This is a genomic window from Cobetia amphilecti (genome assembly GCF_020217465.1).
Taxonomy (GTDB): Bacteria; Pseudomonadota; Gammaproteobacteria; order Pseudomonadales; family Halomonadaceae; genus Cobetia; species Cobetia amphilecti.
In genome coordinates this window covers 2,139,157-2,154,197 of the sequence record NZ_CP084115.1, presented here as the reverse complement: position 1 = coordinate 2,154,197, position 15,041 = coordinate 2,139,157, and the positions used below count along the sequence as shown (strand labels likewise).

The 15,041-nt window shown below is 61.2% G+C and carries 13 protein-coding genes; 2 read left to right on the top strand and 11 right to left on the bottom strand.

Annotation, left to right across the window (positions count from 1 at the left end; genetic code table 11):
* Positions 1-19: 19 nt before the first annotated feature.
* The 7 genes from LCW13_RS09175 to LCW13_RS09145 all read right to left on the bottom strand — a co-directional run bounded on the left by LCW13_RS09175 (position 20) and on the right by LCW13_RS09145 (position 8,513).
* Positions 20-946: an SMP-30/gluconolactonase/LRE family protein gene (locus tag LCW13_RS09175; RefSeq protein WP_225346691.1), complete on the bottom strand. Its 927-nt coding sequence runs from the start codon at positions 944-946 to the stop codon at positions 20-22.
* Positions 947-1,018: 72 nt separating this feature from the next.
* On the bottom strand, positions 1,019-1,633 hold the full coding sequence (locus LCW13_RS09170; RefSeq protein ID WP_175088798.1) for a 2-dehydro-3-deoxy-6-phosphogalactonate aldolase: 615 nt from the start codon (positions 1,631-1,633) through the stop codon (positions 1,019-1,021).
* A gap of 96 nt (positions 1,634-1,729) precedes the next feature.
* A complete protein-coding gene (locus tag LCW13_RS09165; protein ID WP_175088797.1) occupies positions 1,730-2,764 on the bottom strand; it encodes a 2-dehydro-3-deoxygalactonokinase in 1,035 nt (344 codons plus the stop codon).
* A complete protein-coding gene (locus tag LCW13_RS09160; RefSeq protein ID WP_225346690.1) occupies positions 2,761-3,558 on the bottom strand; it encodes an SDR family NAD(P)-dependent oxidoreductase in 798 nt (265 codons plus the stop codon). The genes LCW13_RS09165 and LCW13_RS09160 overlap by 4 nt, the downstream gene beginning before the upstream one ends.
* A 96-nt stretch (positions 3,559-3,654) precedes the next feature.
* Positions 3,655-4,803 (bottom strand): galactonate dehydratase, encoded by a 1,149-nt coding sequence (gene dgoD / locus LCW13_RS09155; protein ID WP_175088795.1) that lies wholly within the window; start codon positions 4,801-4,803, stop codon positions 3,655-3,657.
* 97 nt (positions 4,804-4,900) lie between these two features.
* Positions 4,901-5,698, bottom strand: coding sequence for a FadR/GntR family transcriptional regulator (locus LCW13_RS09150; RefSeq protein WP_225346689.1), 798 nt, complete (start codon positions 5,696-5,698; stop codon positions 4,901-4,903).
* Between the two features lie 361 nt (positions 5,699-6,059).
* Positions 6,060-8,513 carry a cache domain-containing protein gene (locus tag LCW13_RS09145; protein WP_175088794.1) on the bottom strand — a complete coding sequence of 818 codons (2,454 nt, stop codon included), beginning with the start codon at positions 8,511-8,513 and terminating at the stop codon, positions 6,060-6,062.
* A gap of 463 nt (positions 8,514-8,976) precedes the next feature.
* Between LCW13_RS09145 and LCW13_RS09140 the strand changes: the two genes are divergently transcribed.
* Positions 8,977-9,267, top strand: coding sequence for a hypothetical protein (locus tag LCW13_RS09140; RefSeq protein WP_175088793.1), 291 nt, complete (start codon positions 8,977-8,979; stop codon positions 9,265-9,267).
* A 326-nt stretch (positions 9,268-9,593) separates the two neighbouring features.
* Here LCW13_RS09140 and LCW13_RS09135 read toward each other — a convergent pair whose 3' ends face one another.
* Entirely contained in the window at positions 9,594-9,953 is a 360-nt protein-coding gene (locus tag LCW13_RS09135) for a hypothetical protein (RefSeq protein WP_225346688.1), read from the bottom strand.
* 286 nt (positions 9,954-10,239) lie between these two features.
* On the opposite strand from LCW13_RS09135, the gene LCW13_RS09130 reads away from it, so the two are divergent.
* Positions 10,240-10,413, top strand: coding sequence for a DUF2970 domain-containing protein (locus tag LCW13_RS09130; protein WP_175088791.1), 174 nt, complete (start codon positions 10,240-10,242; stop codon positions 10,411-10,413).
* 189 nt (positions 10,414-10,602) lie between these two features.
* Here the strand turns inward: LCW13_RS09130 and LCW13_RS09125 are convergent, their stop codons facing one another.
* From LCW13_RS09125 to LCW13_RS09115, 3 genes are all read right to left on the bottom strand, one after another.
* The gene (locus tag LCW13_RS09125; RefSeq protein ID WP_175088790.1) at positions 10,603-11,133 is read right to left on the bottom strand and encodes a DUF934 domain-containing protein; all 531 of its coding nucleotides are present in this window, start codon (positions 11,131-11,133) and stop codon (positions 10,603-10,605) included.
* Between the two features lie 13 nt (positions 11,134-11,146).
* Positions 11,147-12,799, bottom strand: coding sequence for a nitrite/sulfite reductase (locus LCW13_RS09120; RefSeq protein WP_141391638.1), 1,653 nt, complete (start codon positions 12,797-12,799; stop codon positions 11,147-11,149).
* A gap of 289 nt (positions 12,800-13,088) precedes the next feature.
* Positions 13,089-15,038, bottom strand: coding sequence for a sensor domain-containing protein (locus LCW13_RS09115; RefSeq protein WP_175088789.1), 1,950 nt, complete (start codon positions 15,036-15,038; stop codon positions 13,089-13,091).
* Between the last annotated feature and the right edge of the window lie 3 nt (positions 15,039-15,041).

The following is a 15,041-nucleotide window of genomic DNA, read 5'->3' as shown; positions in this document are numbered from 1 at the left end:
CAGAGAGGGAGTGGCGGTGTCAGCCCAGCACCAGTGGTAGCTCTGCTAGTCCCTTGAAGCCGTGTGCTGACAGGTTCAGCGTGAAGAGATCACCATCGCCCGCCGCATGAACCGGCGTGGCCATGCCTTCATGCGCCGTGGTGACATACAGCGTGTTCAGCCCTTCGCCACCGAAAAGTGGGCACGAAGGCTGACTGACCGGCAGCGCTACATGGGCGATTTCCTTGCCGTCGTGGTTCAGCCTTGCCACGCGGCCGGCCCCCCAGAGCGCGATCCACATATGGCCTTCGGCATCGATCACGGCGCCATCCGGGCCACCACCGGCATCCCGCAGATCGGCCCAGACTTCGGGGGCGTTGTATTCACCTGCTGACTTGAGTGGCCAGCCATCGGCGTCCAGCTGCCAGCGCATCACCTGACCGGTAACGGTGTCGGTGAAATAAGCAAAGCGGCCATCCGGCGAGAAGCACAGCGCATTGGGAATAGTCAGCCCCTCGAGTACGCGGGTCAGCTCTCCGCGATGCAGTCGATAGAGGCTGCCAGCGCCGGACTCGGCGTTGCAGCCCATGCTCGACAGCCACAGACTGCCGTGGCGATCGACCCGCGCATCATTGCTGCGCGTGGCCGGCGCCGCGTCCGCCTCGAAGGGCATGAAATCCTCCACGGCGCCGGTCTCGGGGGTGTAGCGCGAGAGCATTCCCTGGCCGACCAGCAGGTAATCGCCGTCTTGGGTAACGGCTGCGTAGGAGGTGCGGCGCGCCAGCTGAGTGATGACGTGATCACTGCCGTCCGCGGCCGCGTGATGCAGCTCGCCGGCGAGGATGTTCAGCCAGCGCACCCGGGCAGGTAGGGTGCTTGTCGCGGGCGTCCAGCCCGGCCCTTCGCCCAGCTCGCAGCCACTGGCGACGAGGCGACTGGCAGTGCCAAGGCATGGGGATGACATCATCTGCTGCTCCTTTGCGATATCCGTGCTCTGTTCGTTGTCTCGTCACTCTTGCGGCGGCGTGACTTGTCGCTATCAGTCTGCCGCCAGCCATGCCGCGACCAGCGTGCGGGCACGTTCACCCACTTCGGCCGCGCTCAGGCCGGGCGTGTAGATGGCCGTGCCGAGGCCGGCGCCGTGGACACCCGCCGCACGCCATTCGGCGAAGTTGTCACTGCCGATGCCGCCGACGGCATAAAGCTCGATGTCCTTGGGCAACACGGCCAGCATGGCCTTCATGTTGACGATGCCGACCTGAGTCGCCGGGAACAGCTTGAGGCCCGAGGCGCCGGCAGTGAGAGCCGCGAAGGCTTCCGTCGGCGTGACGATGCCGGGCAGCGAGACCATCTCCAGGCGGCGGCTTTCGCGGATGACGTCGACATCGGCATTGGGCGAGACGATCAGACGGCCGCCGGCGGAGTGCACATCGCGTACCTGCTGTGGGATCAGCACGGTGCCGGCACCGATCAGGATCTTGCCGTCATGCGCGCGCTCGCAGTGCTCGACCAGCGCGGCGATGCTCTCCAGCGGTTGTGGGGAGTTGAGCGGGACTTCGATGCGGGTGATGCCGGCGGCGATGATCTCGTCGGCGATGGCGATGACGTCTTGCGGTGTCACACCGCGCAGTATGGCGACCAGAGGCAGGCTCATGGCAATCTCCAGAAATGGGTCTATTTGAAGAGGAGCTGTGTGAACAAGGGCTGTGTGAAGAGAGAAATGCTGTCTGGCAATGCCAGAAATGCTCAATCAATGGCTCACAGAGGCATGTTTTGATGACAAGCCACGGTCTGATGATGACTGCGTGGATGATCGTCCACGCCGGATGCGTCCGAGCCCTGCCAGAATCATGTCGGCGTTGGCCGCGGTGGTGACCTGATAGCCCAGATGCTCCAGCGCGACCTGATAGCGCTGGCATAGCACGGCGTCGCCGATCAGGGTGATGGTGGTGTGATCTGAAAGCTCCGCAGTAGCGCCCGCCAGCTCAAGTCCCAGCACCAGGCCTGACAGGCGTGCACCGAGCATCGCCTTGCGAGCGTCACTCTGAGGCAGAGATGTATCGAGCAGATCGCGGGCACGAATGCCGAACAGTTGCGCGGTGGTGCGCTCCGGGGCAGCAAGCGCTGTATCGATGCCCTCCAGATAGGCATCGCGCTGGGTGGCGTCGGTGAGATCTCCAGCAGCGACGGAGTGCTTGAGCACCGAATCCTGACTGAGCAGCTTGTAGAGTTCGCCGCTCATGAAGGTGCTGAAGCCGGTAATGTCGCCATTGACGAGATGCGCCCACTTGGCGTGGGTGCCGGGCAGGCACACCGCACCGCTGTAGCCGGGCTGGGCGGCGACAAGGCCCGCCAGCTGGGTCTCCTCGCCACGCATGACATCGTAGGTCGGCTGCTGCTGACAGAGGCCCGGCACGATGGCGACGGCAAGGCGGCTGTCGCGCGTCGTGACATGGGTCAGTCGCTCACCGAGGGCAGCAAGCACATCACGGGAAGGCGTCTTGTCTGCGGGCAGCGGCAGGTAAGCCGCCTCCTGCCAGCCCTGACGCGCGCCGGCCATGCCACAGATCAGTACCGGTACGGGTGCCGTCGCATCATCCGGCAGCCAGTCATTGATCAGCACGCGCAGCACATCCTCGAACTCATCCGCCGCCAGTCCCAGCATGCCGCGGGCACTGCTGGCCTGAGCGATGACCTCATCTTCGTCAGTGACGGCCCAGGCGCGCAGATTGCTGGAGCCCCAATCGACGGCGATCCAGGCCGGCGTGACGCTGACGCCGCTCACACTCGGCCTCCGTCTACCACCATCGGCTGGCCGGTCATCATGCGCGAGGCGCTGGAGGCCAGGAACAGGCACGGATTGATCATCTCCTCGACCGGAATGGCCTCTTTCAGGCACTGCTGATCAATGCACTCGTTCAGGTCCTTGTCGTTGACCCACAGCTCACGCTGACGCTCCGTCATCACCCAGCCCGGAATCAGGCAGTTGACGCGAATGGCGTCCGGGCCCAGCTCACGTGCCAGTGCCTTGGTCATGCCCATGATGCCGGCCTTGGCGGTCACGTAGGTCGGGTAGCCGCCCAGTCCCAGCATGTAGCTGTTGGAGGACAGATTGATGATGGCGCCGCCACCCAACGCGCGCATGTCGGGGGCGACGGCCTGGGCAGTGAAGAATTGCGGGCGCAGGTTGGTGGCGATGGATTCATCCCACTGTTCCACCGTCCACTCATCCAGCGTATGACGGGTGTCACGCGCGGCGTTGTTGACCAGTACATTGATCAAGCCGTGGGCCTCACGCGCCTGAGCGACGGCGGCCTGCAGTGCCTCGATGTCCTGGATGTTGCAGGGGATGAACAGCGGACGATTGGCGTAGCGAGCTTCCATGGCGTCACAGAATTCGCTGGCATCGGACAGGCCGACGAAGGCGACCTTGGCGCCCTGGGCGAGGAAGCCTTCGGTCAGCGCGGCGCCGATGCCGGAGCCACCTCCGGTGATGAAGACGCTGGCGCCTTCGAGGTCCGGGTAGCGAAAGTCGGCGAAGGCGGAGCCTTCAGACGTGGATGATGTGGTACGAGTCATGTCGAATCCTTCCTTGAGCGTGACAGGCCTTCGGCGGAAGGCCTGTCCTGGCATGGCGTCTAGGTTGTCAGCGGGTGCGTTGCGGCTTGCTCGGCATTACCACTCGGCGACGGAGCCGTCTTCGTGGGTCCACAGCGGGTTGCGCCAGCGATGGCCGACCTTGGCACGCTCCTCGACGAAGGCTTCGTCGATCTCGACGCCCAGCCCCGGGCCCTGCGGAATGGCGCAGAAGCCGTCCTTGATTGCCAGCGCATCCTTGTCGACCAGGTAATCCAGTACGTCGTTGTCCTTGTTGTAGTGGATTCCCATGCTCTGTTCCTGGATGAAGGCGTTGTGACACACCGCGTCCAGTTGCAGCGAGGCCGCCAGCGTCAGCGGGCCGAGCGGGCAGTGCGGGGCCAGCGCCACATCGTAAGCCGAGGCCAGGGTGGCGATCTTCAGGCCTTCGCTGATGCCGCCACAGTGGGAAAGATCCGGCTGGATGATGTCGACCATGCCGTCCGCCAGCAGATCGCGGAACTGGAAGCGGGTGTGCAGGCGCTCGCCGGTGGCGATGGACGTCGCGATGCCTTCGGCGATGTGCTTGAGCGACGGCAGGTGCTCAGGCGCGACCGGTTCCTCGATGAACATCGGGTGGAACTGCTCCAGCTCACGCAGCAACGCCTTGGCCATCGGGCGATGCACGCGACCATGGAAGTCGATGCCGATGCCGACATCCGCACCGACCGCATCACGGGCCTCGGCGACACGTGCCACGGCGTCATCGATCTTCTTGTGCGAATCGACGATCTGCATCTCCGGCGTGCCATTCATCTTGAAGGCGGTGAAGCCCTGATCGACCAGCGCCTTGGCGCCTGCGCCGACATCTGACGGGCGGTCACCGCCGGTCCAGGCATACATGCGCATCTTGTCGCGCACCGGGCCGCCGAGCAGCTGATGCACGGGCACTCCCAGATCACGGCCCTTCAGGTCCCACAGCGCCTGATCGATGCCGGCGATGGCAGACATCAGGATCGGGCCACCACGGTAGAAGCCCGCGCGGTACATCACGTTCCACAGGTGCTCGATATTGCGCGGGTCCTGACCGACCAGATAATCGGACAGCTCGTGCACGGCGGCCTCGACCGTCGCGGCGCGGCCCTCGATGACCGGTTCGCCCCAGCCATAGCAGCCTTCATCGGTCTCGATCTTGAGAAAAAGCCAGCGCGGCGGAACTTGCCAGGTCTTGAGTCGGGTGATTTTCACGGATGCATCCTTGTTGAGAATGGGCGTTTGAACGAGGCTCAGCGCCAGGCGAAGCGGGTGGTGGAATCGGTCGTCATCAGCTGACGCCCGATCAGCATCAGAAGCGGCGGTGTCCCAGCTGTGGGTGGTCAGGTGAGAAGCCGAGATCGCGCGCTGCGGTCTCCAGCACGCGCTCGGCACAGGTGCGTGCCATCTCGGGCTGGCGCAGGCGAATGGCCTCCATCACCGCGCGGTGACGATCGAGGCTGGCGCGATGATGGCTGTGATCATGCTGCTGCGCGGACTGCTGGGTACTGTGGATCAGTTGGCTGATGGCAGGGCGCAGCAGGCTGCCAAGTTGTGTCCACACCAGATTGTGCGTGGCGTGGTAGATGGCTTCGTGGAAGGCGACATCGTGCTCGGCGTGCGCCTCACGCGAGCTGTCATTGGCGGTATTGACCATGCCTTCGAAGGCGCGCTCCAGGCGCGCGAGGTCCTGGGCGTTGGCCTTCATTGCGGCCAGCGCACTGACATAGGGCTCGACGGACAGGCGGAAGGCGTAGATCTCGCGCATCAGGTCCGGGTTGATACCGTCGAGACCGCTGACCCAATGGCTCATCAGCGGATCCAGCAGCTGCCATTCGCTCATCTCGCGCACGATGGTGCCACGCCCGGCGGTACGTTCCAGCAGCCCGGCGCTCACCAGCTGAGCCAGGGCGTTGCGAACACGGTTGCGGCTGGCGTCGAAGCGCTGGCAGAGGTCCAGTTCACGCGGAAAGCTGTCACCGGGGCCGAAGCTGCCCGCGAGAATTTCCCGCGCCATGCAGGTGGCAATGGCCTCCATGCTGCGCGGGGTCGCGTCGTTCGCCGAGGCGCTGTCAGTGGCGAGTGAGGCTGCCGCCAGAGAGTCGGTCATTGAGATGCCTGTCGTGAGAGGATGGTCAGGAGAGTCACTGCATCGCATCGCCTTCGAGCGCGGCGCTGACGCATGAGGTTCCGAGCATCAGGATAAATGTCTGAACACACATTAATAAATGTCGGACATTTCAACAAGCCACAAGCTCTTCAACTTTGGTCGCGCGAAAAGTTCGCCCGTCACAGCTAACAATGGCGCAGCCAACGAGGAGGCGGGTAACAAGGGGGAGTGAAAAGGGTGCATCTACAACGAACGGGGCCAGACACGATGTCTGGCCCCTGTCACGGTTGGTAAGACGGCTCACATGCAAAGCGGGTCATCGGGAAGCGGGTCACCAGGAAAGCTTGGCGCCATGATCAGATCACGCCGATGGCGGGTAGCGAGCCATATGGCCATTGAGGGTCAATTGCCATTCCTTGAGTGTCTGGGCACAGGAGAGATCGAGCAGCGTGATCTCGAGCGTCGCGGTGTCCTCCAGCGATGACAGCAGCGATGTCAGGGAATTGGCGGTGGGTGGCGAGGCAGTGCCATTGGCTGGCGCCTCGAACAGTGGCTCATTGCCTTCAGGGCGGCGAGTCACTTTCTGCGCAGGCGAGATATCTCGACATTGGTGCCCCATCACGATGAAGTTGCCCTCACTGACGCGGAAGACACGCAACGGATAGAAGCAGGCATTCAGGTGTGGGCCAAGCTGGGCATCGAGTGGCGCAAGGTGTCTGTCGTCAGCGCTGCGGCGCGATCCTTTCATGCCGCCCAGGTGAAGATGGCACAGCGTGATGTGCTGCCCCATGGCGTCCTGACACTCCCGGGCCAGCGCTTCGAGAGCGGCATCCAGCAGTGCGCGGGTGAAGCAGCCACTGTGGCTGTCGCGCCACCGGTTCGGGTCACGCTCTACCTGCTGCGGGCAGAGTCGATGCAGGGTGGGTGCCGGCGCTATCGGTTGCTCCGTCAGTACTTCACGCGCCGCTTGCAGCAACTCTGGTGGCATAAGGCCTAGACGGTGTTCGATCTCGCTCAGTGCCTGGGCCTCACTGACACCGGTGTGTCGCACCAGCTCGATGACCTGCACGACCAGTGCCAGAGTGCTGGCAGCGAGCGACGTCGCTGCTGTATCGGCCGAGGTCTGCTCTGCCTGTGGGATATCTGCACGAGGAGGAGCAGACGGAGACATGGCAGGAGGTGTTGCAGAGGTTTGCGAGGTCGCGGCAGCGTTGCCGTTTGCATACGATGTCAACCTGCTGCAGGCCCCCAGCATGAACTGCTGACTGGCACGCAACAGGTCAGCTTCCGCGGGTGCCATCAGGGCATCTTCCATCATGCGTGCACCGACCTCGACATGGCGACGCAGCAAGTGATACTGATCGAAATGGAGTTCATCGCGCGGTCGCAGCAGGGAGTCAGGCAGCGCCAGCTTGCCGATATCGTGCAGCATGGCAACGCGCTCCAGCGTGGCGATTTCCTGGCGGTCCATCCCGAGTCGTGTCGCGATGGCGCTGACAAGATTGGCGGCCAGAAAGTCTTCTCCCGAGCGCTCGGGACAGCGTTCCTCACGGATCATGCGCATCACCGCCCCGAGCCTGTCTTCGCCGCGCTGCTCAAGCTCATGCTCCAGCTGATTCATGCGCTGGCGCATCTGCAGCTGTCGCTCGCGATACTGGCACAGGAAGGCGTAGCCAAAGGCCAGACAGAGCATCAAGGTCACCAGCAGGGTGATCAGGAAATGCCAACGCTCCAGCGCGTGCTTCTTGTTCATCAAGTCTTCGTGCGCCTGGAGGGCGGCTTCACTGATGTCATCGAGATAGACGCCGCTGGCGATGATCCACTGGAAGGGGGGATACAGGGCGGCGTAGGCGGTCTTGTCGACCTGCTCGGCGCCCGGGCGCTTGGGGAAGCGGTAATCGAAGTAGATGCCACTGCCGTTCAAGACACCCTCGAGCTCGGTGCGATACGGGAAGCGGCCACTGCTGTCCTGGTACTCGGTCGACAGCAACTTGCCTTCGGTGGCCGGCAGCAGAGGATGGATCAACCGGCGTGCATAGCCCTCACCTCCGGTCGGGTCCAGGATCTCGTTGATCCAGACATAGCGGCTTTCCTCGCGCTCGATACTGGCGTGCAGAGACTGTCTCAGCTCATTGGCGACCAGAAAGGCCACCATCTTCGGGTCGATATGCACCAGCGCCCAGGGGGCGGGCTGTTGTCGTCGATCAAGGCGCACGGCGCCGGGGTTACCTTCCTCCTGCCCCAGCGGCACGGCAAACACCAGCCCGGCATCCGTGCCGCGCAGGAATTGTGGCTTGCGCATGCCCGCATTGAGGCGCTGATTCAGCTCCTGATTCCACCAGTCAGGGTGGAGCGTGGTGGGGAGCTGCATGATGTCGATCCAGTCCGGGTTGATGCGCAGGTCCGGGAACTGGCGCAACAGTTCGGTACTGACGAAGGAGCGATCGCGTCCACTCAGATGGCTGATGCCCAGTGACGGGGAGCGCATGGTGGTGATGAGAAGACGTTGCAGACGATGCTCGTAATCGCGATGCCGCGAGGCGATCATGCCGAGCGTCTGCTCCACCATTAATCTGGCCTGTTGACGCCGCTCCTTGGCGACCAGCATCTGTGTCGCCTGGGCCTGCAGAATATCCTGCTCGCGACTCTGCGATTCCTGAAATACCAGCAGGGCACCAAGTGAGAGACAGGAGAGTGCGGTCAACCCCAGCCATAGGCGCAAGGGCTTGCCCAACGGACGCTGTCTGACCGGGGAGCGAAGATCGGGCGGGCCGGTATCTGGCCCATGTCGAGAGAGATCACTATCCTTGATCATCGAGTCACGTCATCCATGAGTGATGCGGTGGCGCCGGGGAGGGTGATGATGGCACTGTTTCGAGCATAGCGGCTAGCGCAAGACCCAGAGGATATCGTTTCAGTCCTCTATGTCATCCAGCCAACGCTACGATGTTACCGCCCCAATGCCAAGAGAGGGCACTCAACACTCCGCGAAGCCCCAGTTCAGGGCAATTGCACGTTTTTCCTGTCGCGCGATGTCTTGCGAGCAGACGTTGAAAGGGGCATGATGAAGCTAGTTTTCTGTATGGCTTTCAAGAAGATATCTGTCATTTATCGATGGCTGTCCAGAAGAGGCTCGCTAACATCTTGATTTGAGGCGCGCCGGTCGAGTGTTGAAGGTGTCGTGCATAAGCTGCAAGTCAAATTGTCGCTCATCGTCCTGCAGTGAACTCATAGCGTTGTCTTCTTGTTGTCGACAAGATCAAAAGTGGAAATCGTGCATGAACCGACATGATGAAAAGATCATTGCCAGTGCTCGCAAGCAGCGTGCTCTCTTTGATGAGCTCGAAAAGGCGTTGGCAGAAGAGCTGAATGCGTTGGATCGCTCTTCTCAGCCTGCCCCCGCCGCCGAGTCGAACCACGACGCTGACGAGGCGCGCGCCCAGAAGCGTGATGAGGAGTTCGTGGCGCGACTCGAAAGCCTGATCGCGGAATTCGATCTTGATCGCGAGGCCGCCCAGACATGGCTGCGAGAGCTTGAGGCATTCAAGGGGAAAGCGGATTCAGAGTAAGCCCTCGTCTTGCCTGACTTGTCCTGCGCTACGCTCTGAGCAAGCCATGAGCTATCACCTGAGTCATGCAGTGGCTCGCGCGTCGCGATGGCTTTATCAGGCCTGCAAGCGTGTAAGCACAACGCCCAGCACTTCTACCTGAAGGCTGGGCGTTGTGCGTTTCTCGCTTGGTTCACCTGGATCCGATGGATCATCTAGCCCGATAGATCTTCTGACGTCTTCTTATTGGCTTGGTGGCTTGCTGACCTGGCGACGACACCACTAGCCTGTTGTCGACAAGGGCCTTTGGGCAACGCTCCCACCGGCCCCAGGCCCAGAGCTGCGCCCTAGATCTCTTCCCAGATGGCTTCCTTCAATTCGTCTGTCAGGCCTTGCAGGCGTTGCAGGCGCTTGACGGTATGTTCCTGTACATCACTGACGATCTCCGTCAGGCACTCCTTTGACTCGTGAGGGTCAACGAACCCGGAGGATAGCAGGCACTGGCCCATTTCCATGCTCTTGGTCTGCCACATGCGAATAAACTCGATCTCCTGCTCATATGCCTTGAGGCTCAGGCTCCACCATACCTGCTGACAACGCATCAAGGGGGCGAGGGGATGCACGAGGTCATCGGGTCGATTCATCCAGGGCAGTGGGGTGCTGAACAAGGCAGCGAAAGGGTGCATCGGTTGATTGGCGATTGGCATTCCGGACTCCTGTCTCATGGTATCTGATAGCTGATGAGTGCAGACCTTGGGGAAAATACCGGCGGGGCGGCTGGTGTTTGGCGTTATTGTGACCAATAGTGATAGTGGCTGGTGTCTAGTGGCACAGGCTTCGCAACCTGAGCTGAGTTGAGCATAGCTCCCTCTGCTGGAATGCGCGCGAGCATCCTGTGCTGTCTCCAGTCAACTCTATCCCGGCCCCCCCTGTCCTCAGACAACCCTGTGCCCTGATGATGAATTGCGTGAGGTCACCGACCAGGAGGCGATCATGATCAATGAAGTCAAATCCGTACTGGCAGCATTCTTTGGTGTCCAGAAGGAGGCCAATCGCAAGCGTGATTTCGAGCACGGCCATGCGCTGAACTTTCTGGTGGTGGGACTGGTGATGGCCGCACTGCTGGTGGGAGGGATGGCACTGCTGTCCACGGTCGTCGCCGGTTGAAGAGCCGCTCAGGCGACTGAGACGAAACGTCAGGCAAGACACTGCAGAGACTAACCATCCGGCACGAAAAAAGCCCCCGCCCAGGAGACCATCCTGGACGGGGGCTTTTGCTTGGTTCACTCGACTGCGATTGCTTTCTATCCCGCGTCTATCCGCAGGCAGTAACGGTGAGTGATCAAGAGCGGGCGATCAACGACGCGCGAACAGCGGCGTCTTCTGGTCGACACCGGTCTGGTAGCTGACGCTGAACAAGCTCAGGGCATGCAAAGCATCTTCCACGTACTGATCGTCACGCAGGGCGAAAGCACTGATGCCACAACGGCTCATGTAGTGGAGTTGATCCACCAGCACGTCACCGATGGCGCGAATCTCACCTTGGTAGCCGAAGCGCTCACGCATCAGGCGGGCAATGGTGTAACCGCGGCCATCATTGAAGTTCGGGAAGTCGACCCCCAGCAGTGGTGCGTCCGCCAGTGCCTTGCCCAGCTCGGGCGTGAGCTCGGTGTCACTGGCAAGCCAGGGCGCCAGATGATCAGAACCTTCACCGGCGGCGACCAGCGCCTGCCATTCTGCCAGCGGCAGCAGGGCAGGTTGCTGATAGCTCGGTAGATTGCCGTCTTCATCCAGACGCACGACCTGCCAGGCATCTTCGCTCACCAGCTGATTCTGACGGATGACGCCACCCTGGCGCTGATCGGTCAATTCACGTGCTGATGTCATTTGTGCAGTCACCTCAGGCATAGACCCGCTCCTTGAACGGCTTCATGCCGATGCGGTGGTAGGTATCGACGAAGACTTCATCTTCCAGACGCTGCTCGACGTAGACCTGCAGCACCTTGTCGATGACGTTCGGCATGTCTTCGGCATTGAAGGAGGGGCCGAGAATCTTGCCGAGCGTGGCGTTGTCGTCGCTGCGTCCGCCCAGCGAGACCTGGTAGAACTCCTGGCCTTTCTTGTCGACACCCAGGATGCCGATGTTGCCGACGTGGTGATGGCCACAGGCGTTCATGCAGCCCGAGATGTTCAGGTCCAGCGGGCCGAGGTCGTACAGGAAGTCGAGGTCTTCGAAGCGGTCCTGCAGTGCCTGAGCGATGGGAATCGACTTGGCATTGGCCAGCGAGCAGAAATCGCCACCCGGGCAGCAGATCATGTCCGCCAGCGTGCCGACGGTCGGGTTGGCCATGCCGAGTTCTTCCAGCGCCTTCCAGAGTGTCTCGAGCTCATCAACCGGCACGTCTGACAGCACCAGGTTCTGCTCGTGTGTCACGCGCAGTTCACCGAAGCCATATTGCTCCGCGAGGTCAGCCACGGCGTCCATCTGGTCAGCAGTGACGTCACCCGGGGCCAGTTCACGGCGCTTGAGCGACAGGGTGACGGCCTTGTAGCCCGGCACCTTGTGGCCGACGACGTTGTTGGTCACGAAACGCGCGAAGGCGCGGTTCTCGCGGCGCAGGGTCTCGTAGGCCTCGATGGCCTCGGCGCTGACTTCACGGCGCTCAGGCTCGGGGAAGTAGCTGGTCGCCTTGGTGACGGCGGAGTCGGTGAGGGTTTCCGGGCCATCCTTGAGGTGGGCCCATTCTTCCTCGACGCGACGGCGGAATTCCTCGATTCCCAGTGCCTTGACCAGGATCTTGATGCGCGCCTTGTACTTGTTGTCGCGACGGCCCCACTGGTTGTAGACACGCACGATAGCGTCCAGATAGGTCAACAGGTGCTGCCAGTCGAGGTCTTCGCGCACGATGTCGCCGACCATCGGTGTACGGCCGAGGCCGCCACCCGCCAGGATGGTGGCCTTGACGCTGCCATCGTCGGCGCGGTTGAGACGAATGCCGATATCGTGGACCTGGATGGCAGCACGGTCGGCGCTTGCGCCGGTGACGGCAATCTTGAACTTGCGCGGCAGATAGGCAAATTCCGGGTGAAGCGTGGACCACTGACGGATCAGCTCACACCACGGACGCGGGTCGACGGTCTCGTCTTCCGCGATACCGGCGAACTGGTCAGTCGTGGTATTGCGGATGCAGTTGCCGCTGGTCTGGATCGCATGCATCTCGACCTGAGCGAGTTCGGCGAGAATTGCCGGGACATCTTCCAGCTTCGGCCAGTTCAGCTGCAGATTCTGGCGGGTGGTGAAGTGTCCATAGGAACGGTCATAACGACGACTGATGGCCGCCATGGCGCGCAGCTGGACAGCGCTCAACATGCCGTAAGGAATGGCGATACGCAGCATCGGGGCGTGACGCTGGATGTAAAGGCCATTCTGCAGGCGCAGAGGGCGGAATTCTTCATCCCCCAGACGGCCCGCCAGATAGCGATCCATCTGGTCCTTGAACTGAGCTACCCGCTCGTCGACCAGTGTCTGGTCGTAGGTGTCATAGCGATACATGTCAGGGGTGTCCTGCGGTCGGGCATCAGATGATCGTCCACTGATGCGAATCTTGTTGATGCTGAAGCCACCATACCCTCTATTCTTTATTCTTTAAAAGAATAAATCCTCATAGTTTTCGATGATGACGTTATTAAGAAGGGCGCGTCGAGTTTGCCTATCGGCAGCCAAAAAGAAAAGACCAGACGCCGGCTGGCAGGCGTCTGGCCAAGTACACGAGGGCTCACGATAGGCAAGGGCCTGCCACAGGCCGGGCTCGCGCAGAACTGACGACATCAGTCAGACGATATCAGTCCAGGTCATTGCCTGTGCCTGGTGCGCTCCTGACAGGTTTCAGCAGACTGAGGCGCGAATCCGCATGGGCGTGAAAGCGCGTCTCGAAGACTTGCTGCGGCATCGGGCGACCGAAGAGAAAGCCCTGGAAGGCGTGGACGCCCATGGTCTGGAAGATTTCGGCTTGCCCCAGCTCCTCGACCCCCTCGACAACGACCTGCATGCCGTGGGATTGGCCCATCGCGACGATGACCCGCGCCAGCTCCCTGTCCCGGCGACTGGTCTCGACGTTCATGACGAAGGAGTGATCGACCTTCAGGATGCCGAAAGGCAGATCATGCAGATAGGAGAGACATGAGAAGCCTGTTCCGAAATCATCCAGCGAGAGGTTGACGCCCAGCCTGCGTATGGCCTGCAACTGATAACGCAAGCTGTCTTTGCTGTCGAGCATCAGGTTCTCGGTGACCTCGACCACCAGCTGCGAGGGACGAATCGGGTAGCGCTCGAGCAGTGACTCGAGCTGGTGCAGCATGCCTTGATCCCTGAACTGGATGACAGAGGCGTTGACGGACAGATAGCGCTCCTCGATCCCGAGTCGTCGCCATTCACACAGGATGACGGCAGCCTCTTCCAATACCCAGTTGCCGATCTCGACGATCTGTCCGGTCTTTTCTGCTGCCGGAATGAACTCATCGGGTGGTACCAGGCCGAGCTCAGGGTGCTCAAGGCGGATCAGTGCCTCCGCACCGAGCAGTTCCGGCGCCTCCAGATCGGCACTGGCCGCCCGGAAGATGGGTTGTAAATAGAGGCGGAACCAGCCCATGGTCAAGGCTTCGCGAATCATGCGCTCCTTCAGGAACAACGGCTCACCGTCTTCCAGCGCGCTGTCACGGACGCAGGTGCGGTATTGATTGCCCCCTTTATGCTTGATATCGACCACGGTAAGTTCCAGCAGACGCATCAGCCGGCTCGGGCTCTCGTCATCTGCCTGCGCCTGCAGACCCGCCATGCTCAGACTGAGATGGATGGGTTCGCCAGCCTTGAGCAGCGGATGGGAGAAGGCGATTTGAATTCGGTGAACAAGTGGTCGCAAGTCATTGATATCACAGGTCATGACGAATTCATCACCACCAGTACGACCGATCCAGGCGGGGTCACACTCCTTGAGTCGTGCGCCAACCTCTTTCAACAGCAGATCACCGTCCATCGGCCCCAGGTGGTGATTGATGCTGTGGAATCGATCGATATTGACCAGCAGCAAACCAAAGACAGCGTCACGTGCGATCAACTGTTGTACGTGCTGATTGAGTGACAGCCGGTTGGGCAATTGAGTCAAGGGGTCAATCAGCTCATGCTCCAACAGTCGCTGCTGGGTCCTGGTCAGTTCGGTGATGTCCGTCAGCAGCATCATCGTGCCCCGGGATTGGCTGCCATTGGCGGCCGGAATGACCACCTGGACCTGACGGTCTTCCTGATGTCGGCAGTTCAATGTCATTACAAGGTCATTGCAGGCATTGCCCAGCTTCAAGGCAGTACTGATGCGATGGATATGCTTGCTATTCTGACTGCTGATGAGAGTATCGAAGGGCATGCCGACAAGATGTTCACGTGTCCAACCGGTCACCTCCAGCATTTGCTCGCTGGCATCCTGCACTGTGCCCTTGTCGTCGATCACCAGCAGCAATGCGGGGGTATCACGGTAGAAGTGTTGATAGCGCTCTTCGTTGTTACGCAGCGTTTCCATCATGTTGAAGATTCGCTGCCCCAGCTTGTTCAGCTCCACGATGACCTTGTTGATCTCACGCGAGTGAACAGGGGGAATTCGTTGGAAGGTGGCATGCTGGCCCTCCAGCTGCCTCATGCGCCTCACAGCCTTGCTCAAGGGGTTCATCACATAGCGCTTCAACTGCCAGGAAAGCATCAGCAGGATCGACAGGATGATGGTCAGGGCAATCGCGAACAGCACTGC